General features: G+C 55.8%; 22 protein-coding genes and 1 pseudogene. 10 read left to right on the forward strand and 13 right to left on the reverse strand.

What is annotated here, in order from left to right; translation table 11 throughout:
* Positions 1-3 precede the first annotated feature (3 nt).
* Both ilvA and sfsA read right to left on the reverse strand, forming a co-directional pair.
* The gene (ilvA, locus tag OGM59_06295; protein UYI90315.1) at positions 4-1,203 is read right to left on the reverse strand and encodes a threonine ammonia-lyase; all 1,200 of its coding nucleotides are present in this window, start codon (positions 1,201-1,203) and stop codon (positions 4-6) included.
* A 39-nt stretch (positions 1,204-1,242) separates the two neighbouring features.
* On the reverse strand, positions 1,243-1,962 hold the full coding sequence (gene sfsA, locus OGM59_06300) for a DNA/RNA nuclease SfsA (GenBank protein UYI90316.1): 720 nt from the start codon (positions 1,960-1,962) through the stop codon (positions 1,243-1,245).
* Between the two features lie 125 nt (positions 1,963-2,087).
* On the opposite strand from sfsA, the gene OGM59_06305 reads away from it, so the two are divergent.
* On the forward strand, positions 2,088-2,978 hold the full coding sequence (locus OGM59_06305) for a transporter substrate-binding domain-containing protein (GenBank protein UYI90317.1): 891 nt from the start codon (positions 2,088-2,090) through the stop codon (positions 2,976-2,978).
* Between the two features lie 260 nt (positions 2,979-3,238).
* Here OGM59_06305 and alr read toward each other — a convergent pair whose 3' ends face one another.
* The 7 genes from alr to OGM59_06340 are packed head-to-tail and all read right to left on the reverse strand — an operon-like array spanning position 3,239 to position 9,610.
* A complete protein-coding gene (gene alr, locus OGM59_06310) occupies positions 3,239-4,393 on the reverse strand; it encodes an alanine racemase (protein ID UYI90318.1) in 1,155 nt (384 codons plus the stop codon).
* Positions 4,386-5,162 (reverse strand): LamB/YcsF family protein, encoded by a 777-nt coding sequence (locus OGM59_06315; GenBank protein ID UYI90319.1) that lies wholly within the window; start codon positions 5,160-5,162, stop codon positions 4,386-4,388. The genes alr and OGM59_06315 overlap by 8 nt, the downstream gene beginning before the upstream one ends.
* Positions 5,163-5,180: 18 nt before the next feature.
* A complete protein-coding gene (locus OGM59_06320; protein ID UYI90320.1) occupies positions 5,181-5,966 on the reverse strand; it encodes a putative hydro-lyase in 786 nt (261 codons plus the stop codon).
* A gap of 33 nt (positions 5,967-5,999) precedes the next feature.
* A complete protein-coding gene (locus tag OGM59_06325) occupies positions 6,000-6,932 on the reverse strand; it encodes a biotin-dependent carboxyltransferase family protein (GenBank protein ID UYI90321.1) in 933 nt (310 codons plus the stop codon).
* Complete coding sequence (pxpB, locus tag OGM59_06330; protein ID UYI90322.1) at positions 6,923-7,654, reverse strand: 5-oxoprolinase subunit PxpB; 732 nt, start codon at positions 7,652-7,654, stop codon at positions 6,923-6,925. Before pxpB ends, OGM59_06325 begins: the two co-directional genes overlap by 10 nt.
* Positions 7,655-7,657: 3 nt before the next feature.
* Positions 7,658-8,737 carry a DUF4392 domain-containing protein gene (locus OGM59_06335; protein UYI90323.1) on the reverse strand — a complete coding sequence of 360 codons (1,080 nt, stop codon included), beginning with the start codon at positions 8,735-8,737 and terminating at the stop codon, positions 7,658-7,660.
* 24 nt (positions 8,738-8,761) lie between these two features.
* Complete coding sequence (locus tag OGM59_06340; GenBank protein UYI90324.1) at positions 8,762-9,610, reverse strand: aminotransferase class IV; 849 nt, start codon at positions 9,608-9,610, stop codon at positions 8,762-8,764.
* Positions 9,611-10,029: 419 nt separating this feature from the next.
* On the opposite strand from OGM59_06340, the gene OGM59_06345 reads away from it, so the two are divergent.
* The gene (locus OGM59_06345; protein UYI90325.1) at positions 10,030-10,242 is read left to right on the forward strand and encodes a hypothetical protein; all 213 of its coding nucleotides are present in this window, start codon (positions 10,030-10,032) and stop codon (positions 10,240-10,242) included.
* Positions 10,239-10,568 (forward strand): sigma-70 family RNA polymerase sigma factor, encoded by a 330-nt coding sequence (locus OGM59_06350; protein UYI90326.1) that lies wholly within the window; start codon positions 10,239-10,241, stop codon positions 10,566-10,568. The genes OGM59_06345 and OGM59_06350 overlap by 4 nt, the downstream gene beginning before the upstream one ends.
* A 161-nt stretch (positions 10,569-10,729) precedes the next feature.
* On the opposite strand, the gene OGM59_06355 is transcribed toward OGM59_06350, so the two are convergent.
* The gene (locus tag OGM59_06355; protein ID UYI90327.1) at positions 10,730-11,521 is read right to left on the reverse strand and encodes a DUF1624 domain-containing protein; all 792 of its coding nucleotides are present in this window, start codon (positions 11,519-11,521) and stop codon (positions 10,730-10,732) included.
* A gap of 185 nt (positions 11,522-11,706) precedes the next feature.
* Here OGM59_06355 and OGM59_06360 point away from each other — a divergent pair, with 185 nt between their 5' ends.
* The 6 genes and pseudogenes from OGM59_06360 to OGM59_06385 all read left to right on the forward strand — a co-directional run bounded on the left by OGM59_06360 (position 11,707) and on the right by OGM59_06385 (position 16,620).
* Positions 11,707-12,096, forward strand: a complete 390-nt coding sequence (locus OGM59_06360; GenBank protein ID UYI90328.1) for a thioesterase — start codon at positions 11,707-11,709, stop codon at positions 12,094-12,096.
* 59 nt (positions 12,097-12,155) lie between these two features.
* Positions 12,156-12,605, forward strand: a pseudogene (locus OGM59_06365) (HAD hydrolase-like protein).
* A gap of 108 nt (positions 12,606-12,713) precedes the next feature.
* A complete protein-coding gene (locus OGM59_06370) occupies positions 12,714-13,271 on the forward strand; it encodes an NUDIX hydrolase (GenBank protein UYI91763.1) in 558 nt (185 codons plus the stop codon).
* The gene (locus OGM59_06375) at positions 13,268-14,401 is read left to right on the forward strand and encodes a cysteine desulfurase (GenBank protein ID UYI90329.1); all 1,134 of its coding nucleotides are present in this window, start codon (positions 13,268-13,270) and stop codon (positions 14,399-14,401) included. The genes OGM59_06370 and OGM59_06375 overlap by 4 nt, the downstream gene beginning before the upstream one ends.
* 3 nt (positions 14,402-14,404) lie before the next feature.
* Positions 14,405-15,577, forward strand: coding sequence for a tRNA 4-thiouridine(8) synthase ThiI (gene thiI, locus OGM59_06380; protein ID UYI90330.1), 1,173 nt, complete (start codon positions 14,405-14,407; stop codon positions 15,575-15,577).
* On the forward strand, positions 15,577-16,620 hold the full coding sequence (locus OGM59_06385) for a hypothetical protein (GenBank protein ID UYI90331.1): 1,044 nt from the start codon (positions 15,577-15,579) through the stop codon (positions 16,618-16,620). The genes thiI and OGM59_06385 overlap by 1 nt, the downstream gene beginning before the upstream one ends.
* Positions 16,621-16,672: 52 nt before the next feature.
* On the opposite strand, the gene OGM59_06390 is transcribed toward OGM59_06385, so the two are convergent.
* Entirely contained in the window at positions 16,673-17,620 is a 948-nt protein-coding gene (locus OGM59_06390; GenBank protein ID UYI90332.1) for an endonuclease/exonuclease/phosphatase family protein, read from the reverse strand.
* Positions 17,621-17,790: 170 nt separating this feature from the next.
* Here OGM59_06390 and OGM59_06395 point away from each other — a divergent pair, with 170 nt between their 5' ends.
* Positions 17,791-19,362, forward strand: a complete 1,572-nt coding sequence (locus OGM59_06395; GenBank protein ID UYI90333.1) for a DUF6056 family protein — start codon at positions 17,791-17,793, stop codon at positions 19,360-19,362.
* 110 nt (positions 19,363-19,472) lie between these two features.
* Here the strand turns inward: OGM59_06395 and purB are convergent, their stop codons facing one another.
* Positions 19,473-20,906 carry an adenylosuccinate lyase gene (purB, locus tag OGM59_06400; protein ID UYI90334.1) on the reverse strand — a complete coding sequence of 478 codons (1,434 nt, stop codon included), beginning with the start codon at positions 20,904-20,906 and terminating at the stop codon, positions 19,473-19,475.
* On the reverse strand, positions 20,906-21,616 hold the full coding sequence (locus OGM59_06405) for a phosphoribosylaminoimidazolesuccinocarboxamide synthase (GenBank protein UYI90335.1): 711 nt from the start codon (positions 21,614-21,616) through the stop codon (positions 20,906-20,908). The genes purB and OGM59_06405 overlap by 1 nt, the downstream gene beginning before the upstream one ends.
* Between the last annotated feature and the right edge of the window lie 18 nt (positions 21,617-21,634).

Raw genomic sequence — 21,634 nt, forward strand, 5'->3', positions numbered from 1 at the left:
ATCTCAGCTGCAGACCTCAAAGCCTGCGCTTGTCAATGCCTGTTTGATAGACTCAATGTGGGCGTTGTCCCGTGTCTCAATCCCCAGTTTTAAGAAACAGTCGGTAATATTCATATCCAAATCCGTACTGTCGTAGTTGACGCTGACCACATTCGCGCCCTGCTCCGCAATAATGGAGGACACGCCGCTAAGCTGGCCCGGCTGGTCGGACAGTGCAATGGTAATGTCCGCCGTGCGGCCGCCCATCTTCAGCCCGCGCTCAATCACACGGGAAAGAATGGTCACATCAATATTGCCGCCGCTGAGCAGGCAGCACACATTCTTGCCCTCAATATCCGGAATTTTGCCGGCCATCACTGCCGCCACCGGCACAGCGCCTGCGCCCTCTGCAATGAGTTTTTGCTGCTCTAAGAGGGTCAGAATCGCCAGGGCGATCTCATCATCGCTGACGGTAACAATGCCGTCCACATACTGCTTAACAAGTTCAAAGGTGTTATTGCCCGGGGTCTTTACAGCGATACCGTCGGCAATGGTCTGCACCTTGCCAAGGGTCTCGATCTGATCGTCCTGCACCGCATTCAGCATAGAAGGTGCACCTTGCGCCTGCACGCCGTAAACACGCACACGGGGATTCATCTGTTTAATGGCAAAGGCCACGCCGCTGATGAGACCACCGCCGCCAATAGGCACCACCACAACATCCACATTCTCCAACTGATTCAGGATCTCCAGACCGATGGTACCTTGACCGGCAATCACATCTTCATCATCAAAGGGATGAATAAAAGTGTAGCCTTTCTCCTCTTTCAGCTCCAGCGCTTTTTTGTAAGCGTCATCATACACGCCCTTGACCAGGCACACCTTGGCGCCATAGCGCTTGGTGGCCTCCACCTTACTGATGGGTGCGCCGTCCGGCAGGCAGATCAGAGACTGAATACCATTCTTGGTAGCAGCCAGCGCCACGCCCTGGGCATGGTTACCGGCGGAGCAGGCAATCACGCCCCGCGCCTTTTCCTCATCGGTCAGCTTGCTGATCTTATAGTAGGAGCCCCGGATCTTAAACGAACCGGTGACCTGCAAATTCTCTGTTTTTAAATACACATTTGTACCCGGGTGAATATTGGGCGCCAGGATCATATCCGTCTCACGGATCACCTCACGCAACACCTGGGAGGCCTGATACACTTTATCCAGCGTCAACACAAACATTCCTTCTTTCGACTCTATATATAATATAAGATTTTAATACGCTGCCGGGGTTTTGTCAACACTTTTTATGCCGTCCAGGTCCACCGGCAGTTCCCGGTTGGCAGTTACCGTATCCGGGGTCACCCGGCAGTCCACAGCTCGCACCTCTACACCGGCAGCTCGGGCGTCACGCAGTGCCCGGCAAAAAGCCGGATCCGTCTCCCAGTTGGGTCGGAATGCGGTGCACCCGCCCATCTGCACAATAAGAAGCGCCATGGCACGGTAGCCCTGCGCCACCGCCTGCACCAGCTCTCCCATGTGCTTGGTACCCCGAACCGTGGGTGCGTCCGGGAACACTGCCCACTCTCCCTGCCGCAGGGTCACGCCCTTCACCTCCACAAACAGCCGCTGTCGGTCATTTTCCGCATAAAAATCCAGCCGAGAGGCGCCAAAGCGCACCTCCGGTTGCACCAAGGTAGGCGACGACAAGATCGTCCCGGCGCGCAGTAGCTCCCCGGCCACCTGATTGGGCGCCGCCGCATCCATATTCACCAGGCCAAAAGGCGTTTCCACCGTCACCAGGTCGTAGGCGGTCTTACGATTTGGGTTGCTGCTCTTTTCCAAATACACCGTAGCGCCGGGCACCAGCAATTCCCGGCAACGGCCGGTGTTCTTCACATGCACCGTCTCTAGCCTACCGTCCACCATACAGTGGGCAATAAACCGATTGGGCCGCTCCAAAAACACCGCTTTATGAATATCTGAATACTGCATACATAAAGCCTACCCCACCGGCGCCCATTTGTCAATCCCCCGGCAGGTTTCCGCTATTTTCTATTGACTTTGCCGTTCAACTCCTATAAAATGGAAAGTGATATTATATGTTGGAGGACACCCACATGACCAAGATGAAAAAGATCCTTGCTGTGGCTCTGTGCGTACTGCTGCTGGGCAGCGTATTTGCCGGCTGCTCCGGCAAGAAAGCAGAACAGACCACGGAAATTACAGACGAAACCCTGCTGATCGCCTACACGGCAGACAACGCCCCCTTCTTCCAGATAGATGAAAAGGGCAACGCCAGCGGGTTTGAGGCCGACCTGATCGCTAAGATTTTTGACAGCATTAAGGACGACTGCAAAAACTACGCCTATGTGAAGGTGGAGCCGGGCTACCGTCTGGGTGAGGAGACCGCCTATACAGACAAGGACGGCAAGACCTATATTGCCTACATGGCCGTAGGCGGACTGCAAAAGAACGACGGCACCAACAACGAGGATTACAGTTTCACCAACACGGTCATCAGCAACCGAGTGGTGACCTTGGTAAAGAAAGACAGCAAGATTAAAGATTACAGCAATCTGGGCGGCGCCAAGCTGGCTGTGGTGAGCAAGGCAGCGCAGAATGCACTGGCAGATAACGCCGTGATCGCCGATCGCAGCGCAAAGACCACCACCGTTTACAAGACGGCACAAGCGGCCTTTACCGCCCTGTACCAAGATAAGGCAGACGCTGTGGTCATCGACGAGTTTGACCTGCGCACCTTGGACTTTATCTTAGACGGAAAGAAAAAAGCCTTGTCTGACTGGACAACAGAGCTGAACGGTCAGTTGGACACGGTGGAATACGCCTTTGCCACCGCCAAGTATGACCGACTGAAGGACGATATCAACGAGGCGCTGCTGGAGCTGAAAGACCCCAAGTACAACGACAAAGACGAATTCACCCCCATTGTGGAGCAATACTTTGGCTACAACGCCTCCAACTTCTCATACATCCCTGCAGACAAATAAGCAACGTACATCACTCACACCTGTGGCCACCCCACAGGTGTTTTTTGTAAGGTAAGCATAAACAGAATTTGGCACCCCTTGTTGCAAGAGGTGACTCCCCGCAGTGCGGGGCGATGTCGCGTAGCGACGAGGGGACGGGCACCGGTTAGGTGCTGGCGCGCTTGCGCGTCTGAGGGGATAAAACAAGCTCTGTATAATTGCCCTTGCAATCTAAAAAAACCGCCTGACCTACCGGTCAAGCGGTTTTCCTTTTTATACGCTTATACGGGTATATACTCTACTGCGTCCACCGGCACACCGTCCCGGTAATACACCCGGGGCACCCGGCGGGCAATGCGGCAGGGCAGCTCATAATTGAAGCTGTGCGCCAGACCGGACACCTCCTCCATGCTGAGGGTTTCGTTGCCGTCCGTTCCCACCAAGGTTACCGGCGTACCTACTTGCACACCGGGTATCTCCGTCACATCCACCATAAACTGGTCCATACACACACGCCCGAGAATCGGTGCGCGCTTGCCGCCAATGAGCACCTGGCCCATGCCGGATAAGCAGCGGGGATAACCGTCTGCATAACCCACCGGAATGGTAGCAACTCGGCGGGGAGATGGGGTGGTGTAAGTACCGCCGTAGCTGATCTCCCGTCCCGGCTCCAAGGTCTTTACATGGCTGACCCGAGCCACCCAGCGCAGCACAGGCTGCAAGGGCAACAGGGATTTGTCCACCTCTTCCGAGGGATACAGACCGTACAAAATAATCCCCGCCCGCACCATATTAAAGCTACCGCCCAGGCGCATAATCCCGGCGGAATTGTTCAGGTGTTTAATCGGAATTTCCACCCCGCGCTGCTCCAGCAAATCGCAAAACTGCAAGTACCGCTGCCGCTGGGCCTCCGCCTTAACAAAGCTGGTTTCGTCCGCCGTGGCAAAGTGGCTGAAAAGCCCCTCCGGGTAAATCCCCGGCAAATCGCAAATGGCCTTGCAAATATCCGCGCTATCTTCATTCACCTGGAAGCCGATACGGCTCATACCCGTGTCCAGTGCAAAGTGAAAAGGCACCTGCTTGCCCTGGCGAACCGCCTCCGCCGACAGTGCCTTGGCTGCCTCCATGGAGAAGATCGGCAGTCGCACATTATGTTCTACCGCCCGAGAAAAATCGTCCGGAAATACCGGTCCCAGTACCAAAATGGGCAGGGTTACACCTGCTCGGCGCAGTTCCAATGCTTCTTCAATACAAGCCACGCCGTAAAAATCAAAGTTCTCTTCATACCGGCGGCCGATATATGCCGCACCGTGACCGTAAGCGTCCGCTTTAATCACACCCAGCAGCTTAGTATCCGGCCCGATCTTTTGCCGAATGGCGGCAATATTCGCCTCCAACGCATTTAAGTTAATTTGCGCTTGGGTTCTCTCATACATCTGCAATCACCTCCGCCAAAGGCGCAACGGCAATGCCATTCTCTGCAAAGGCGCTGCGCAGCGCCTGCACAAATTCCAGTGCACGGGCACCGTCACCGTGAACGCACACCGAGTGCGCCACCACCGGAATATCCTCACCGGTATAAGCCGTCACTTTCTGTTCTTTAACCATACGCACCACCCGGTCAATGGCCGTGGCGGTATCTGTAATCATAGCGCCGGGCTTGCGCCGATCCCGCAGGCTGCCGTCCGCCTCATAAGCACGGTCGGCAAACACCTCGCAGCCAAAGGACACACCCTGCTCTTTCGCTGCCTGTTGCAGACAGGAGCCCGCCGGTGCCAGCAGCACCAGCGCCGGGTCAAAATCCCGCACCGCGCGGGTCACCGCCCGCGCCAGTTCCAAATCCTTGCAAGCCATATTGTACAAAGCACCGTGGGGCTTCACATGCTGCAAGAGAGCGCCGTTTGTCCGGCAAAAGCCGGCAAGCGCGCCAATCTGATACAGCACATCCCCATAGGCCTGGTCCGGGGTCACCGCCAGCTGCCGCCGACCGAACCCCACCAAATCCGGGAACCCGGGGTGGGCGCCCACCGCCACACCCTGCGCCCGGCAGGCTGCCACCGTGGCCCCCATCACAGAGGGGTCACCGGCATGGAAACCGCAAGCCACATTGGCAGAGGACACCAGCGCCAGCACCCGATCATCCGACCCGATGGTGTAGGCGCCAAAGCTCTCGCCCAAATCCGAATTCAAATCCACTTTATACATAAATCAAGCTCCAAAAAATCAATATTTCAGCATGGTATTGGGCACATCGGTAATGAGCATATGCCCCGGTGCGTGGGTAATGGCAAAGGGCACCTTGGCCGCCATCACCGCTGCCTGAGGGGTTACCCCACAAGGCCAAAACACCGGCACCTCGCCCGATCGAATGGTCACGCTGTCGCCGTAATCCGGGCAGTGCACATCGGCAATGCCGATGGCTGCCGGGTCGCCGATCTGCACAGGCGCGCCGTGCACGCGGGGCATGGCAGAGGTGACCTGCACGCTGCGCACCACCAAATCATGGGGAATGGGACGCATGGAAACCACCATATTGCCGTGGAATACGCCTGCTGGCTCCAGGGCCAAATTGGTATTGAACATGGGCACATTGCGCCCTTCTTCAATATGCCGCACCGGCACCCCCGCCTGCAAAAGCTCACTTTCAAAGCTAAAGGAGCAGCCGATAAGGAAGTACACCAAATCGTCCTGCCAATAGGCGGAAATATCCGTTACTTCTTCCACCAGCTCCCCTGCCCGCCAAATGCGGTACTTGGTAAAGGCGGTACACACATCGTCACCGCGGGCCATGGCGCCCATTTGGCGGCAGCCCGCCTCGCCCACCTCTAAAATGGGGCAAGGTCGGGGATTGCGCATACAAAAAAGCAAAAAGTCAAAGGCCTGTGCCTTCGGCAAAATGCAAAGGTTGGCCTGGGCATATCCGGCGCACATGCCAGAGGTCTGGCCCTGTAGCTTGCCTGCGCTGATCAGCGCCCGCACATCCCGAGGCGCCCAATCGCTGTAATCCATTCTATATCCTCCTATGCCGAAAGGCAATATTTTTTACCAAAAAAGCAAATTGTCCAGCCATTTTTCCTGCTGCCGGGCGATCTTCTCCGCCTCTTGCACCGTAATGGGCACAAAACGCACCGCATCCCCCGGCCGTGCCTGCGCCAACAGCGACACATCGCAGCCGATCACCGTGGCGATCTTGGCATAGCCGCCCACCGTTTGGTGATCGCTCATCAGTACAATGGGCTGACCGCTGCCGGGCACCTGCACACTGCCCCGTACAATCCCGTCAGAGCAAATATCCACTCCACCGTCTGCCGTCAGTGCTGAACCCTCCAGCCGCAGGCCCATACGGTCGCTCTTTGGCGTCACGATATAAGGCTTGCTGTAAAAATCCTTCCGTGCAGCCGGGTCAAACCGGGCTGCCTGAGGGCCGTCAATACACCGCAGCGTAAACGGCGGTGCAAAGGTCACCGGCGGAATATGCCAAGGCGTCGGATCGCCGATCGGCAAACAAAAATCGCCGGTGGTCAGCACATCGCCTGCTTGCAGGGCACGACCGTCCAGTCCGCCCATTTGAATTTTCAGATCCGTGGAGCGGCTGCCCAACACCACCGGCACATCTATGCCGCCGGACAGTGCTAAATAGCACCGCAAACCGGTGCGGGCAGCGCCCAGTTGCAGACGGTCGCCACTGCGCACCCCATAGGCACGGTAATTTTCAATGGGTTTTCCATTTAATGTGGGGGCAAAGTCACCCCCTGCCAGAGCAAAATAGCCCTCTCCGACAAACCGGGCAGAAATACCGGTAAGCGTCATCTCCAGTACCGCACAGCCTCGGCAGTTACCCACCAGCCGATTGGCAATCTGCATAGAAGTTAAGTCCATTGCCCCGCAGGTGCAAAAGCCCAAGTGTGCCACCCCGGTGCGCCCCAGGTCCTGCACAGTGGTCAAAGCACCGGGGGCGTCGATCATCAGTCGCATACCGGCACCTCCTCCACTTGTACCGTATAAGTGCCCGCTGCCACTGCCCGAGCGATTTCTTCATACTCGGCAGGCGAGATGGGCACAAAATGCACCAAATCCCCTGCCCGGTACAGGATCGGCTCCTGCCGCTGCCGGTCAAATACAGGCACCGGTGTGCGCCCCAGCAGCTGCCAGCCGCCGGGAGAAGCCAGCGGGTACACCCCGGTCTGCGCACCGCCGATTCCCACACTGCCCGCAGGAATACAGGTGCGTGGGCTGTCCAGCCGCGGCGTATGCAGCCGAGGGTACAGCCCCCCTAAATAGGCAAAGCCGGGCAAAAAGCCCAGCATATAAATCAAATAATCCGGTGCACTGTGCAGCGCAATCACTTCCTGCGCAGACAGACCGCTGTGGTGGCAAACAAAGTCCAAATCCGGCCCATAGTCGCCGCCGTAACACACCGGCAGCCGAAACACCCGCCGCCGATCCTGCCCGGCCACAGACAGACTGTCCAGCAGTCGCCGCAGTTGCCGCTGCAACGCCTTTGCAGAAATCACCGTGCAGTCATAGCACACGGTCAGATCCGCATAGGCGGGGATCAAGTCTGTAATCCCACGCAGGCCGGCGCTGCCAATGGCTCCTTGCAGGGCGGTGACCCGGCGATTGATTGCCGGGTCGATTCCGTCCCCCAAGTGCACAGTAAGGGCGCCCTCGCCGCACTGTAAAAAGGAATAGTTCATCGGTTATTCTCCGTAATAGCCGTCAAAATAGCCCTTGGCAATGGTGTCTGCAAACCAGCCACTGGTCTTTTGCACCACCTTGGGCGGGTAGCTGATCAGCTCTTTCATCAACTTCACCAACGGAAGGTTGATGCTGCGGCCAAAGCCGTCTATGCTGGGAATATTGCGCCCATACATATCCAAAAGCCCGGCTCGCGCCGCCTCCTCCATGGCCCGCTGCTGCACCTCCTCAGACTGGAACAGATCCGCATTGCCCAGCAAATACGCCGTAGCTGCCATCATGGCATTGCAGCCCCAGTCAGAGCAAGTAGCAGTAATCAGGTTATCCGCTGTGCTTTCCACCAAAATACCGCCGCCGCAGGAGCATTCGCACTCACCATCGTCTGCATGGGGCACATATTTGCGGATATGGTCGCCGATGGCCGCCATACCGATCTCGTTGCCCAAATCACCGATGGAAAGATTGTAAATGCCCCGCGCCTTGCAGGCGTTAAAGAGCACATCGCTCTTGGCCTCCAGCTCCGTTAAGCATTTGCCCACCGCGTTATGGTACGCACCCTTGGCATTGCGCCCGGGTGTCTCATTGGTGATCACCGCCGCCGGAACGCCTTTTGCCAGCAGCGCCTCTGCCTGGGCAGGCGCCTCTCGGTCGTCCTTGGTAAAGGGCACGGCGCACATGGAGAACGGGTATTCCTGCGCCTCCTCTACCGTGTCATACAAATGGAAGCCCAGTACCCTGGCCAACCGCCGCACCGCCTCCATACATTCCTCCGGCACCACCAGTACCGGGGTGCAGTCAAAGGCTTTAATCAGGAAGCGCGCCAGCATCATAGAAGACACCATGCCATCCGTCTCCGGCTGCTTCCAGGGCAACAGTACAAAGCCGGTGATGATATATACCAAATCGCCCGAGTGGATATGCGCCACCAGGCCCTTGGCCGCATGCACAGACAGCGGTTCTCCGGCATAGTCCCTAGCCGCCCGGTACAGAATACGGCACACACCGTACCCTCGCGGATCCAGAGTCATTAAGCTGTCCAAATTCTCACCGATATTATACAGTGTCAGTTCTTCATTGGTCATTGCAGTTGTCCCCTCTCGTCCGATTTAGCGGGCCGTTGCGTCCATAAAGTCCGCTACCAAAGCGTCCTGCAAATCTTTCAGCATCTGCGGCGCTTTACCGCCCACCGGTTGGCCGTCAATGCTCTCTGCTGCCAGGCAGAAGGAACCGGAGGAGGACACGATGACCTCATCCGCCGCCATCATCTCTGCCACAGTAAAGGGCGTTTCATCTACTGCATAGCCCAGCTTCTTGCACATTTTGATCAAATGGGCACGCGCAATACCCGGCAGAATATAATGATCGGTGGGATGGGTCTTAAACACGCCGTCCTGGATAATAGACACATTGGAGTGCGCGCACTCGGTGACAATATCGCCCCGATGGAACACGGACTCATCGCACCCGGCCACCGCCGTGCGCTGGGCTGCCATACAAGAGGGCAGTAGATTCAAAGTCTTAATATTGCAATGGAGGAAGCGCGTATCCTCCGTGGTAATCAGATTGATTTTTTTATAGGTCTCCTGTACAGAACAGGGGGTCAGCACAATCCACAAATTGGCCGGTACTTTGTCCGGATCCGGATACGCGTGGTTGCGCATCGCGGTGCCACGGGTCACCTGCCAATAGACGAACTGCTCGCCGCAGTCCACCTTTTCCACCATCTCCGTAAGCAGGGCACCCATCTCCGCCTTGGTCTGCGTCAGGCGAATACCCAAAAGTGCCGCACTGTTATAGAAGCGATCCAGATGCTCATCCAGCGCATAAATCACATGATTGCGGCTGTAAGTGGCATCATAGCAACCGTCGCCGAAAAAGCACACACGATCCAGCATGGGCACCTGCATTTCCTCCAGCGGGCCAAACTTACCGTTGTAATAACCTAAATTCTCCATATCCCATATCCTCCAAAAAAAAGACAATAGGGCACCAAAGCGAAAAAAGCTCCGTTGCCCTTATCCAATACTATATCACTTTCCAGCGCAAAAGTAAAGATGACCAGAAGATAATCCGCACAAGGTGTTTATCCGACTACCGTCCGACACCGAATTACACCCCCGTTTCCGACCGAGATCGCGCCCCTTTTGCAAAAGCCGGATACAGTATATCAGCATTTGTACGCAAAATTTGTCAAACCCTGCGGCAAACCGTCATACCCGGCAGATTTGTATAAAAAATCCACAAATTTCCAATTTTTTTCTCAATTTGGTTGACATTACGAGTCGAATTCTCTATTATTAGAGCTGAAACAGCAGAAAAAAATAAGCGCCTGCAATGTCTGCTGCTTTGAAAATGAAAAAAGGACGGAAAAATCATGCTTATTGAAGAACTCGCTCAGGAATATCGAACACAATATAATGTTTTGTGCGCCAAAATGGACGGACTGCGCCCACTGCTTTCCGTCTATGGCGGAGAGGATCTATACCGCCTGCGCAGAAAGCTGCGCACCTACTACGAAATGGCCTGCGAATGCCGCCACATTGCTACCATATTGGAAAGCTACTACGATGAGGAGGACGGCGTATGACAGATATGATTGAAAACTGCTGCTTTGCCTCCCCGTCCCAAACGGAACCGGACACCCAAACCATTACCCGCCGTGCCTTACTGGCCGTGTTGCCCATGGTGCTGGAACAGGAGCTGAGCCCACGGCAGCGCACCTGCCTGCGTGCTTTTTATGTAGACGGCAAAAGCCAAACGGAAATTGCCCGGAGGCTGGGTCTGTCTCAAGCTACGGTCAGCTACCATATCCATGCAGCCAAGGCGGCAGCCAACCGGCTGCTGCACTACTGCCAAATTGCCGTGGCCAAAGCCAATGACTGCTGGCTGGAAGCAGAGAACAACGGACTCTGATCCCTCTATCTGCACAGACGATACAGCAGCGGCAAGTCTGCGAACGCCCAGGGCGTTACCGCCGCCAACACCTGAAAAGCGCACCTGCACACGGTGCGCCGCAAAAAAGAACAGCGCACCTCAGTTCATCCTATGAGGTGCGCTATATTTTGTGTGTATTTTTATCTATACATCAGAATGGCGATCAGGAAAAAGACGGCATAGAGCACCACCTGATGGCCCATATAGACCCACAAGCTGTTGCGCCCCAGCCAGCACAGCACCCGGCTGTGGCGGCGGTAAAAAGGCGCCGGCAGACGGCCGTCCCGCACATAGGTTCCGGCAAAGGCCCCCAACAGAAATAAAAAGAACCAAGGGATCAAAGCAAAATAGTCGGCGGACCGGAAGCTGCTGTTAAAAAAGCCCAAGGGCATCAGCCAGTTGGTACGAAACAGTGCCGCAGGCAAATGCACCAAACCAAAGACCATAGTGTGCTTCGGCTCACTGACCCCATAAGTCAAAAAGAACAGCAAACCGCAAACAAGCATGCCCAAACGTGGCGAAATCTTCTTCATCACCGGCAGCAGCAGACCGGTGAGGATCATGCAGCAGCCCAGGCAGGAAAGAATACCAAAGTAGATCTCCGCACCGGTCATGCCCATTAAGGGCAGCACCCAAACGGTAACCCCGGTGATCACCAAACCGCAGCCCAGCACCACTGCGCCCCGGCGTACCGGATTACGGGACAGGCGGGAGCAAATGCCGGATATCAGAATAAACAGCCCCCAAAAGATAGGCTGCACGGTACACAGAGCGTCAAACACCCGGTAGCCCCAGGACAGCTGCAACACATCGCCCACATCCAAAAAGGCGTGGTGCACCACCATACAGAGAATGGCAAAACCCCGCAGCTCGTCCAGCAAATAAATGCGGGGACGGGCAGATTTGGGCTGTTTTTGGCGTTTTTGTCTCACCGGAGCACCTCCTGTTCCAAGGCTTTGGGTTATTTTACCACAAAAGCGGCGGTTTGTACACGCAATTTTTGGCACACCGTGGCAAAGAATTGCGCTTTATAATTGTATATGAAATGGAAGTGTGCTATAATACGGTGAAGTCTTAAAAATACAGAAAACGGCGATCCGCCGAGAGGAGCATGTATATGAAAACCGCTGTGGGCGAAGTGCAGGGTGAGGCCCTGACCCTTGTAAACACCACCAACACTGCCATTGCCGCCGAGTCCGGCTCGCTGCCGGTACTGGGCACCCCCTTTATGCTGGCCCTGATGGAAAAGGCCACCTGCGAGGCGGTGGCAGACCTGCTGGAGGACGATGAGACCACCGTGGGCACGGCCATGAACATTACCCACATCAAGGCCAGTGCCATTGGCGAGGTAATCACCGCCAAGGCTATACTGACAGAGGTGGACGGGCGCAAGCTCACCTTCCATGTAACCGCCCGCAACGACAAAAATGAGCTGGTGGGCAGTGGCACCGTAGAGCGCTTTGTGGTACTGGCGGAAAAATTCTTAAGAAAGGTCGAGGGAAAATGAGATTTTCTGCGGTAATCTTTGACTTTGACGGTACCCTGTGCGACACCGGTCCGGGCATTATGAACAGCGCCGCCTATGCGCTGGAGGCCTACGGCTTTGAAGTGCCCCGGGAACCGGGCGCCCTGCGCTGCTTTATCGGACCGCCACTGCTGGTGACCTTTCAGGAGCAATTCGGCGCAGATGCAGCCACAGCCCAAGCGCTGGTACAAAAATACAGAGAGCGCTACAACGACGCCATTCTCAACGAGAGCATGCTTTACCGGGGTATTGTGACCTTGCTGGAGAACTTAAAAGCGGCAGGCATACGCATTGGCATCGCCTCCTCCAAGCCCAAGCGCTACATTGACCAGCTGCTGGCACACTTTACCATTAACAAATTCTTTGACGCAGTGTGCGGTGTAGATTTTAACACCGACTGCGAAAGCAAGGCCAGCATTATCACCCGCTGCCTGCAAGAGCTGGGGGTCGCCCCGGAAAAGGCACTGATGGTCGGCGACAAAAGCTACGACATCAACGGCGGCAAGGCCAATGGCTTAAAGACCGTGGGCGTAAACTGGGGCTACGGCAGCAAGTTTGAATTTATTGAAGCCGGCGCCGATTTTCAAGCGGAGAAGCCCATGGATGTTGAAGCCATTGCACTGGGCTTTTTTGAACAAACGGAGGAATACGGCGGCATTTATAATGGCCGCATTCTCACCCTTCACTGCGACACGGTGACTATGGTGGACGGCGCAGAGGAAAAGCGGGAGGTTATCGACCACCCGGGCGGCGTGGCCGTAGCCGGACTGACAGAAAGCAAAGAACTGCTGCTGGTGCGCCAGTTCCGCTATCCTTACAAAGAGATTTTGCTGGAGATCCCCGCCGGCAAGCTGGAAAAGGGCGAGGATCCCTTTGAAGCAGGCAAGCGGGAGTTCAAAGAGGAATGCGGCGCTACGGCAGACAGCTACTTTTCCCTGGGAGAGGTGTACCCCTCCCCCGGTTACTGCGGCGAGATCATTCACCTGTATGGCGCTGCCGGGCTGCACTTTGGACAGCAGCATTTAGATGAGGGCGAGTACCTGGATGTGGTGCGCATGCCTCTGGACGAAGCGGTGCGCCGGGTAATGACCGGTGAGATCAAAGACGCCAAAACCGCCATCGCCATTCTGAAATTAAAGGAACGAATCAATCCATGATCTATTTAGACAACGCAGCCACCACCCGACCCTGCCCGGCCTGTGTGGCGGCCGTGAGCAGCATGCTCACTGACCACTTTGCCAATCCCTCCAGCCTGCACGGTCCGGGGATTGACGCCATGAAAGAGATCATCGCCGCCCGCAGCGCATTAGCAGACGCTTTGGGGGTGGAGCGAGACACGCTGACTTTCACCTCCGGCGGCACAGAGGCCAACAACCTGGCTCTGTTCGGCGCAGCCTATGCCAACCGGCGGCGGGGCAAGCGCATTGTGACCACCGCCATAGAGCACGAGAGCATTATACAAACCGCCGACCAGTTAGAGGCAGAGGGCTTTGAGGTCATTCGCCTGCAACCGGACAAAACCGGCAATATTACAAAACAGCAGATTGAAAGCGCCATCACTCCGGACACCATTCTGGTCTCCGTCATGCGCATCAACAACGAAGTGGGCAGCATTCTGCCGGTGGAGTGCATTCGCCGGGCGGTACAAAAGGCCGGCGCACCGGCGCTGATCCATACCGACTGTGTGCAGACCTTTGGCAAGGTGCCCCTGCGACCGGACAAGTTGGGGGTAGACCTGATGACCGTCACCGCCCACAAGATCCACGGTCCCAAGGGGGTAGGCGCTCTGTATGTGCGCAAGGGCGTGCGTATTCTGCCCCGCACCTTTGGCGGCGAGCAGGAGAAAAAATTGCGTCCGGGTACGGAGGCAGCGCCCCTGATCGCCGGGTTTGGCGCTGCGGTATCGGCACTGCCGGATCTGCGTGCGCAGAACGCCGCCGTCAAAGAACTGAACGCTTATACGAAGGAACGGCTGGCGGAGATCCCCGGTCTGACCTTTAACAGCGGCAACCAGGCCTCGCCCTATATCATCAATATTTGCGTTCCCACCTTTATGCGCAGCCAGACCATTATTCAGGAACTGTCCGCCAACTACGGCATTTGCGTCAGCAGCGGCTCCGCCTGCGCCAAGGGCAAGCGCTCCCATGTGCTCACCGCCATGGGGCTGCCGGAGCAGGTGATTGACAAATCCATTCGCCTAAGCTTTAGCGGCCAAAGCACGCAGGCAGAAGCAGACGCCTTTGTAGACGCGCTGCACGACCTGGTAAAAAAACACCCAAAGGAGTAACCTATGCGAGAGATCGTACTGATTAAAAACGGCGAATTGGCACTAAAGGGACTGAACCGCAGTTCCTTTGAAGATGTGCTCATTAAGAATATGCGTCGCCACCTGGCGCCCTTGGGCACCTTCCAGTTTACCAAGAGTCAAAGCACCATTATGGTGGAGCCGGAGGACCCGGACACGGACCTGGACGACACGGTAGACGCGCTGACCCGCGTGTTCGGCATTGCCGCCCTGTCCCGGGCCGCCGTGTGTGAAAAAGATATAGAGGACATTGCAGCCACGGCACTGGAATACCTAAAGGAGCCGCTGGAGGACGCCAAAACCTTTAAGGTAGAGGCCAAGCGCAGCGACAAAAAATTCCCCATGAAATCGCCGGAGATCTGCCGAGAGATGGGCGGTCGTATTCTGCGCCGCTTTCATCATCTCAAGGTAGATGTACATAACCCGGACATTACCGTTACCGTAGAGGTAAGGGATCGCTACGCCTTTGTGCGGGGCAACAACCTGCACGGCGCAGGAGGTATGCCCACCGGCACCGGCGGCCGCGCGGCGGTGCTCATCAGCGGCGGTATTGACTCTCCGGTGGCCTCTTATATGATGGCCAAGCGGGGAATCGAATTGGTAGCCGTGCACTTCGCCTCGCCCCCGTACACCAGCGAGCTGGCAGAAATGAAAGTGATGGAGCTGCTAAAGAAAGTAGCCCGGTACAGCGGCTGGATCACCACCTTTGTGGTGCCGTTTACGGAAATCCAGGAGCAGATTCGGGACAAGTGCCCGGAGGAATACTTTACCATTATCATGCGCCGCGTGATGATGATGATCAGCGCCCGCATTGCAAAGAGTCAAAACTGCCACGCCCTGATTACCGGCGAATCCGTAGGGCAGGTAGCCAGCCAGACCATGTACGCCCTGGCGTGCACAGACTGCGCAGCAGATATGCCGGTGTTCCGTCCCTGTATCGGTATGGACAAGGACGAGATCATTGCCATCTCCCGCAAGATTGATACCTTTGAGACCTCTATTGAGCCCTACGAGGACTGTTGCACGGTCTTTACCCCCAAGCACCCGAAGACCAAGCCCCGGCTGGATGATGTGCTGAAAGCTGAAGCAAATATGGAGAATCTGGACGAAATGATGGACCGGGCCGTGGCCGGCGTAAAGAAAGTTGTGATTAAATAATGGAGCCGCGCAAGGATCCCAACGAGGAGATTGACCGCATTTTGGCCGACTTTCAGCAAAGCCGTACCCGGCGGCAAACAGAGGCGCCGGCAGAGCCGCCTGTTCCGGCAAAAGAAGGGAAAGCGCCGTCAAAAAAAGAAAAGCCCTCCAAAGAAGCAAAGCCGCCAAAAAAGGAAAAAGCGCCCCGCCGCCCGCTGAACAAAAAGCAAAAGCGGGGGCTGTGGATCGCCTTGGTGTGTCTGGCAGTGGCTGTGGCGCTGGCCTTTGCTCTTCCCGCCATACAAAGCAGCCGCCAAAACGCCTACTTAAAGCCCTACGAGACCAAGTACGGCATTCACTACCCGGCGGGTATGCTGGAACAATATTGCGACGCCTACGGCAAGGATCGGCAGATTGCCGGTTTTCTGACCTACGGCAGCAGCGGCGAGATCACCGTGTCCAAGACCAAAAATGAGAACCAGCCGTACCTGGATAACAACAGCGACTTTTTGCACTTTGGGTTTAACACCGTAATCTATGGCAGCCCGCAGCAGCTGACCGGGCTGGAAGCCGCCTATGGCAGTGCCGCCGCCTGCAACAACAGCGGCACCACCCTCACCTACAATTCCCTGTTTGAGACCGGGCAGTGGCAGGTGGTAGGCGCCCTGTATGTGAACACCAAGGCCAAGGACGACAACGGCTACTGCTTTCCCTACAATGTGACCGGAAACATGACGGCAGACAGCTACAAGCAATTCTACGCCCGACTGACCAACCGTATGATCTACACCAGCAACCGCACCTTAAATCGGGCGGATCACCTGCTGACCATTGCCACGGACAGTGCGCTGCACCCGGGGTGGAAATTTGTGTTGGTGGCCGCTAAGGACGGCGAAGTACGGGATGTGCGGGATGTGCAAACGCCACAGTACCCGCAGGCGTACTTTGACAAGAAAGGGAAAAAGAACCCTTATGCGCCCTTTAACAAATGGTATCCGGAGATCTATGTGAGCAACGGCGAGCAAACCTCCCGCCAAAACAAAAAAGATTACCAAACAAAATAAAAAAAGCCCCGACGGAATTTGCGTTTCGCCGGGGCTTTTTTCGGTTTCTGTTTTAGATTTTCACATCAGCATAGATGGGATAGTGATCGGACATGGCGTCCATCGCCCCATCTGAGAGAATCCCGTAGCATCGCACCTTGGCGGTGCCGGTCAAAAAAATGTGGTCGTAGGTAGGGGCAGAGGCTTTTTTGTTGTTGCCGCTTTTGGTCTTGGCGGCCAAGGCTTTGGTGTCCTGCATCTTTTTTGCCAGGCGGCTGTAAATCTCCGGCGCATCATACACCGGGTCGTACCCGCCGCCGTCCATGGCGTTAAAGTCACCGCAGGCAAACACCGGGCACTTATACTGTGCCGCCAGGGATTTGGCAAGTGCCGCGGCCTGATCTGCCTGGCTTTTCATCACCGCCCGCTCCGCCTTTTCCTCTCCGCTGCGGATCAGGTCCAGATGGGTGGAAGATACAATATATTTTTCGCCGGACTGATTGTTCCGGAACAGTCCCCACACAATGCGGCGCAAGCGCGCATCATCCCCCCGGTCATAGGCCACATCGCCTTGCTCCAGCAAGGTTACCCGATCGCTGTCATACAGCAGACCGGTCATGCGTACCAGCGCACCGGTACGCACCGGGTACAGCAGCTTATAACTGCCCCGGTTCTGCATCAAACAACAGTACCACTGATCGCTCATTTCCTGCACGGCCACTACATCCGGCCGGTAGGTGTCCAGCACCTGCAAAAACATTTTGGCCCGCTTGTGCGCGTCCGTGCCGCCCCAACTCTCATAATGCACCAGCAAATTGGCACTCATAATGCGGGCGGATGTATTCTTGGCACGCTTGGCGTTCGCCTTGCCGATGCTCTCCTGGAACTCCTCGCTAACCATATAATCCGACAGATCACCTCGGCTGCGAATCACCGCCGGCACGGCAATAGCCGTACTCACTGCTGCCACCAGAACCAGCGACAGCAGGGCGCAAAAAAAGCGCCGCAAAAACTTTCTCATAATCTTCCTCCGCAGTATGTTCTCCCTACCTATTATACACAAGCCGGCGTTCCATTTCCACCCTACGGCAAAAATAAAAAAGTATTGACTATTTTACTTAGGCGTTGTATATTTGTTATACTTAATTATAGAAAGAAAAAACGGCGAGAATCGCCAAGTGGAGAATAACGATGATGGAAGAAACAAAAAAGAGCAAGTCCCTGCGCCTGCTGACGGTGCTGCTGTCTGTGGCGGCCGTAGCTGCCATGTTGTGGTGCGCGCCTTACTTTAAGGACGATTGGGCCTGGGGCAGCCAGGTGGGACTGGAACGACTGCAAAGCCACTTCACAGGTTACAACGGCCGGTATCTGGGCAATCTGCTGGTCATGGTCCTCACCCGCTCCCTGCCGGTGAAAATCATTTTGATGACCGCCGGGGTTCTGGCGCTGCCGTTGCTGGTCAGCCGCTTGGCCAACAAAAAGCTATTTTTATTGTTCCCTCTGAGCCTACTGGGTGTAGCTGTGATGCCCGCCGATCTGTTCCGCCAAACGGTGGTGTGGGCCAGCGGTTTTTCCAACTATATGCCGCCGGTGCTGCTCACTCTGTGCTATCTGCTGCTGGTATGGGATCTGTGGGATGACACAGCACCGGTACAGAGCAAATGGACACCGCTCTGTGCCTTACTCATCGGCGGGTGCGGTGCGCTGTTTATGGAGCATGTGACCCTATACAACCTGGCGCTGGCAGTGGCGGTGCTGATCTTTTCCAAGGTCAAGCACCACAAGACCTATGCCACCCACTGGTGTTTCCTGACCGGCGCTGTCATCGGTGCCGGAATTATGTTTACCAACAGCGCCTATGGCTTTATTTCTTCCGGCAAAGACCAATTCACCTATCGCTCCATGGCGGTAGGCGGCACCGTACAGCGGTATTTTGACACCATCGGCGGCAATATCATTCGTATTTCCAACTACCTGACCGAGTGCAACGCTCTGATGAATGTGCTGCTGGCTGCGCTGTTTTGCATTGTGCTGCACCGCCTGTTTAAGAAGGGCGGCGTCACCAAGGGGCGCCGGGTGTGGCTCATCGTCAGTGCAGGAATATTGGTCGCCTATGCTGCTTATAGCTGCGTGCTTACCGTATGGGCCAAGATCGCAGGCAACAATAACGCCCGGGATGCCATCGACCCTGCGTGGCGCTTTACCTTTACACTGTTGTTTTCCATTGCGCTACTGCTGTGCATTCTCTTAGGCATCCAAAGCCGTCGCCGCAAGGGGCAGATGCTCTTTGCGCTGGTCAGCGTGTATGTGTTCTGCACGCCACTGTTTATCGTAACCCCTCTGACCGCTCGCTGCTTTCTCCCCTGCTATGCCATGTTTATGCTGCTGGCCGCGCTGCTGTTTGACCTGATCTATCGAGATACTGCGGACAAGACAAAGGCCACCCGCACCGCAGGCGCCGTATTTGCCGCCTGTCTGATTGCGCTGGGCGTGTTCTATGCCACCGTCTTTGTGCAGATCAAGGACTATTCCGTCGGTCGAGAGGCCTATGTGCAGGCACAGATTGACCGGGGCGAAAAAAAGATTTACCTGCCCATGTACCCGGCCTATACCGGCGATTATATTCGAGGCAGCACCCCCAGGGACGGCTCTGTTTGGGAGGAGCGGTACAAAATGTTCTACCACATTGACCCGGACATTGACCTGGTCACCGTCGGCCCCAACACGCCCCAAGCCAAAGCAGTCCTGGCACAAGAGAAATAAACGCCGTTTGTTGGGTTCGATACCCACATTGAACCGCCAAATCCATAGAAAAAACGCATCCTGTAATTAGGATGCGTTTTTGTTTTGCTTATTTGCATGCAGCGCAGAAGTTATACATTGATCTCCACATCTACGCCCAGCAGGTCTTTTTCCTTAGCCAGAATGGGGCTCACCACTTCGTTTAAGAAGTCGACGGTCTGCTCCGGAGCACGGCCCACAAAGTTCTCCGGCTTCAGAATGGCCAAAATTTCCTCCTTGGTGGTCATAAAGGCCGGATCCGCAGCAATGCGATCCACCAGATCGTTCTTGCCGCCCTCAACCTTCACCACCGCACCGGCGGCCATGGAGTGCTGGCGAATTTTCTCGTGCAGCTCCTGACGGTCTCCGCCTTTCTTCACCGCGTCCATCATAATGTTCTCGGTAGCCATAAAGGGCAGTTCGCTCATCAGGCGGGCGTGGATCACCTTGGGATACACCACCAACCCGGAGGTCACGTTGATATACAGGTCCAAAATCCCGTCCGTAGCCAGGAAGGCCTCGGCCACGCTGACCCGCTTGTTGGCAGAGTCGTCCAATGTGCGCTCAAACCACTGGGCAGAGGCTGTCCATGCCGGGTTCAAGGCGTCGATCATCACATAGCGGGACAGAGAAGCGATCCGCTCACTGCGCATGGGATTGCGCTTATAAGCCATGGCGGAAGAACCGATCTGGTTCTTCTCAAAGGGCTCCTCAATCTCTTTCAGATTTTGCAGCAGCCGCAGGTCGTTGGAAAACTTGCAGCAGCTCTGAGCGATCAGCCCCAGGCAGTTGCACACAATGGTGTCCAGCTTGCGGGCATAGGTTTGGCCGCTGACCGGGAAGCAGGCCTTAAAGCCCATCTTCTCCGCGATCTTACGATCCAGCGCCTTGCACTTCTCGTGGTCGCCGTCAAACAGCTCCAGGAAACTGGCCTGGGTGCCGGTGGTGCCCTTAGAGCCCAGCAGCATCAAGGTGTCCAGCACATGGCACACCTCTTCATAATCCATGACCAGATCCATCAGCCACAAAGTGGCACGCTTGCCCACGGTGGTGGGCTGGGCAGGCTGGAAGTGGGTAAAGCCCAGGCAGGGCATATCCTTATACTGGTCGGCAAACTTGGCCACACTGGCAATGGCATTCACCAGCTTTTTCTTGATCAGCAGCAGGGCCTCCCGCATGGTGATCACATCTGTATTATCGCCCACATAGCAAGAGGTGGCGCCCAGGTGGATAATGGGCTTAGCCGTGGGGCACTGCACCCCATAGGCGTATACATGGCTCATTACATCATGGCGTACCTGCTTCTCCCGTTCCCGAGCCACATCGTAGTTAATGTCCTCGGCGTGCGCTTTCAACTCGTCGATCTGTGCCTGAGTCACATTCAGCCCCAGCTCGTGCTCCGCTTCTGCCAGAGCGATCCACAGCTTCCGCCAGGTTTTGAACTTAAAATCCGGGGAGTAGATATACTGCATTTCCTTGCTGGCATAGCGCGCGTTAAAGGGAGAATTATAAGTATCTGTCTGCATTAGTCCAGCCCTACTCTCTTCATCATCTCTTTGTATGCATCCTCAACGCCGCCCAGGTCCCGACGGAAGCGGTCCTTGTCCAGCTTCTCATGGGTCTTAATGTCCCAAAAACGGCAGGTGTCCGGGCTAATCTCGTCTGCCAGCACGATCTGGCCGTCTGCGGTCTTGCCGAATTCCAGCTTGAAGTCAATCAGCTCCACACCGATGGAGGCAAAGTATTCTTTCAGCACATCGTTCACCTTGAAGGCCATCGCCTTAATGGTGTCCACATCCGCCTGGGTGGCAAAGCCGCAGCTGACCGCGTGGTAGCCGTTGATCAGCGGGTCGCCCAAGTCGTCATCCTTATAAGAGAACTCAATAGACGGCTGGGTAAAGTCCATGCCCTCTTCCAGACCCAGGCGCTTGCAGATAGAGCCGGCAGCCCGGTTGCGGATAATCACTTCCAACGGTACGATGGTCACTTTCTTCACAGCGGTCTCCCGATCGGAAAGTTCCTCCACAAAGTGGGTGGGCACGCCGTGCTTCTCTAAAAGCTGCATTAAGTAGTTGGACATTTTGTTGTTCACAACGCCCTTACCTACGATGGTGCCCTTCTTCAGGCCGTTAAAGGCGGTGGCATCGTCCTTGTAGTCCACAATCACGATGGCGGGGTCCTCAGTAGCCCATACCTTCTTGGCCTTGCCTTCATAAAGCTGTTCTGTCTTATTCATAACGCATTCTCCTCTGCA

The sequence above is a fragment of the Oscillospiraceae bacterium genome (genome assembly GCA_025757685.1).
Taxonomy (GTDB): Bacteria; Bacillota; Clostridia; order Oscillospirales; family Acutalibacteraceae; genus CAG-217.

Coding starts and splice junctions, on each gene's coding strand:
- OGM59_06360 (UYI90328.1), top strand. CDS start 11,707: ATGAAAACCGCTGTGGGCGAAGTGCAGGGTGAGGCCCTGACCCTTGTA.
- OGM59_06345 (UYI90325.1), top strand. CDS start 10,030: ATGCTTATTGAAGAACTCGCTCAGGAATATCGAACACAATATAATGTT.
- alr (UYI90318.1), bottom strand. CDS start 4,393: ATGTATGAGAGAACCCAAGCGCAAATTAACTTAAATGCGTTGGAGGCG.
- OGM59_06370 (UYI91763.1), top strand. CDS start 12,714: ATGGATGTTGAAGCCATTGCACTGGGCTTTTTTGAACAAACGGAGGAA.
- OGM59_06305 (UYI90317.1), top strand. CDS start 2,088: ATGACCAAGATGAAAAAGATCCTTGCTGTGGCTCTGTGCGTACTGCTG.
- OGM59_06320 (UYI90320.1), bottom strand. CDS start 5,966: ATGGATTACAGCGATTGGGCGCCTCGGGATGTGCGGGCGCTGATCAGC.
- OGM59_06375 (UYI90329.1), top strand. CDS start 13,268: ATGATCTATTTAGACAACGCAGCCACCACCCGACCCTGCCCGGCCTGT.
- OGM59_06340 (UYI90324.1), bottom strand. CDS start 9,610: ATGGAGAATTTAGGTTATTACAACGGTAAGTTTGGCCCGCTGGAGGAA.
- OGM59_06390 (UYI90332.1), bottom strand. CDS start 17,620: ATGAGAAAGTTTTTGCGGCGCTTTTTTTGCGCCCTGCTGTCGCTGGTT.
- OGM59_06335 (UYI90323.1), bottom strand. CDS start 8,737: ATGACCAATGAAGAACTGACACTGTATAATATCGGTGAGAATTTGGAC.
- sfsA (UYI90316.1), bottom strand. CDS start 1,962: ATGCAGTATTCAGATATTCATAAAGCGGTGTTTTTGGAGCGGCCCAAT.
- purB (UYI90334.1), bottom strand. CDS start 20,906: ATGCAGACAGATACTTATAATTCTCCCTTTAACGCGCGCTATGCCAGC.
- OGM59_06325 (UYI90321.1), bottom strand. CDS start 6,932: ATGCGACTGATGATCGACGCCCCCGGTGCTTTGACCACTGTGCAGGAC.
- OGM59_06350 (UYI90326.1), top strand. CDS start 10,239: ATGACAGATATGATTGAAAACTGCTGCTTTGCCTCCCCGTCCCAAACG.
- OGM59_06385 (UYI90331.1), top strand. CDS start 15,577: ATGGAGCCGCGCAAGGATCCCAACGAGGAGATTGACCGCATTTTGGCC.
- pxpB (UYI90322.1), bottom strand. CDS start 7,654: ATGAACTATTCCTTTTTACAGTGCGGCGAGGGCGCCCTTACTGTGCAC.
- OGM59_06315 (UYI90319.1), bottom strand. CDS start 5,162: ATGTATAAAGTGGATTTGAATTCGGATTTGGGCGAGAGCTTTGGCGCC.
- thiI (UYI90330.1), top strand. CDS start 14,405: ATGCGAGAGATCGTACTGATTAAAAACGGCGAATTGGCACTAAAGGGA.
- OGM59_06395 (UYI90333.1), top strand. CDS start 17,791: ATGATGGAAGAAACAAAAAAGAGCAAGTCCCTGCGCCTGCTGACGGTG.
- OGM59_06405 (UYI90335.1), bottom strand. CDS start 21,616: ATGAATAAGACAGAACAGCTTTATGAAGGCAAGGCCAAGAAGGTATGG.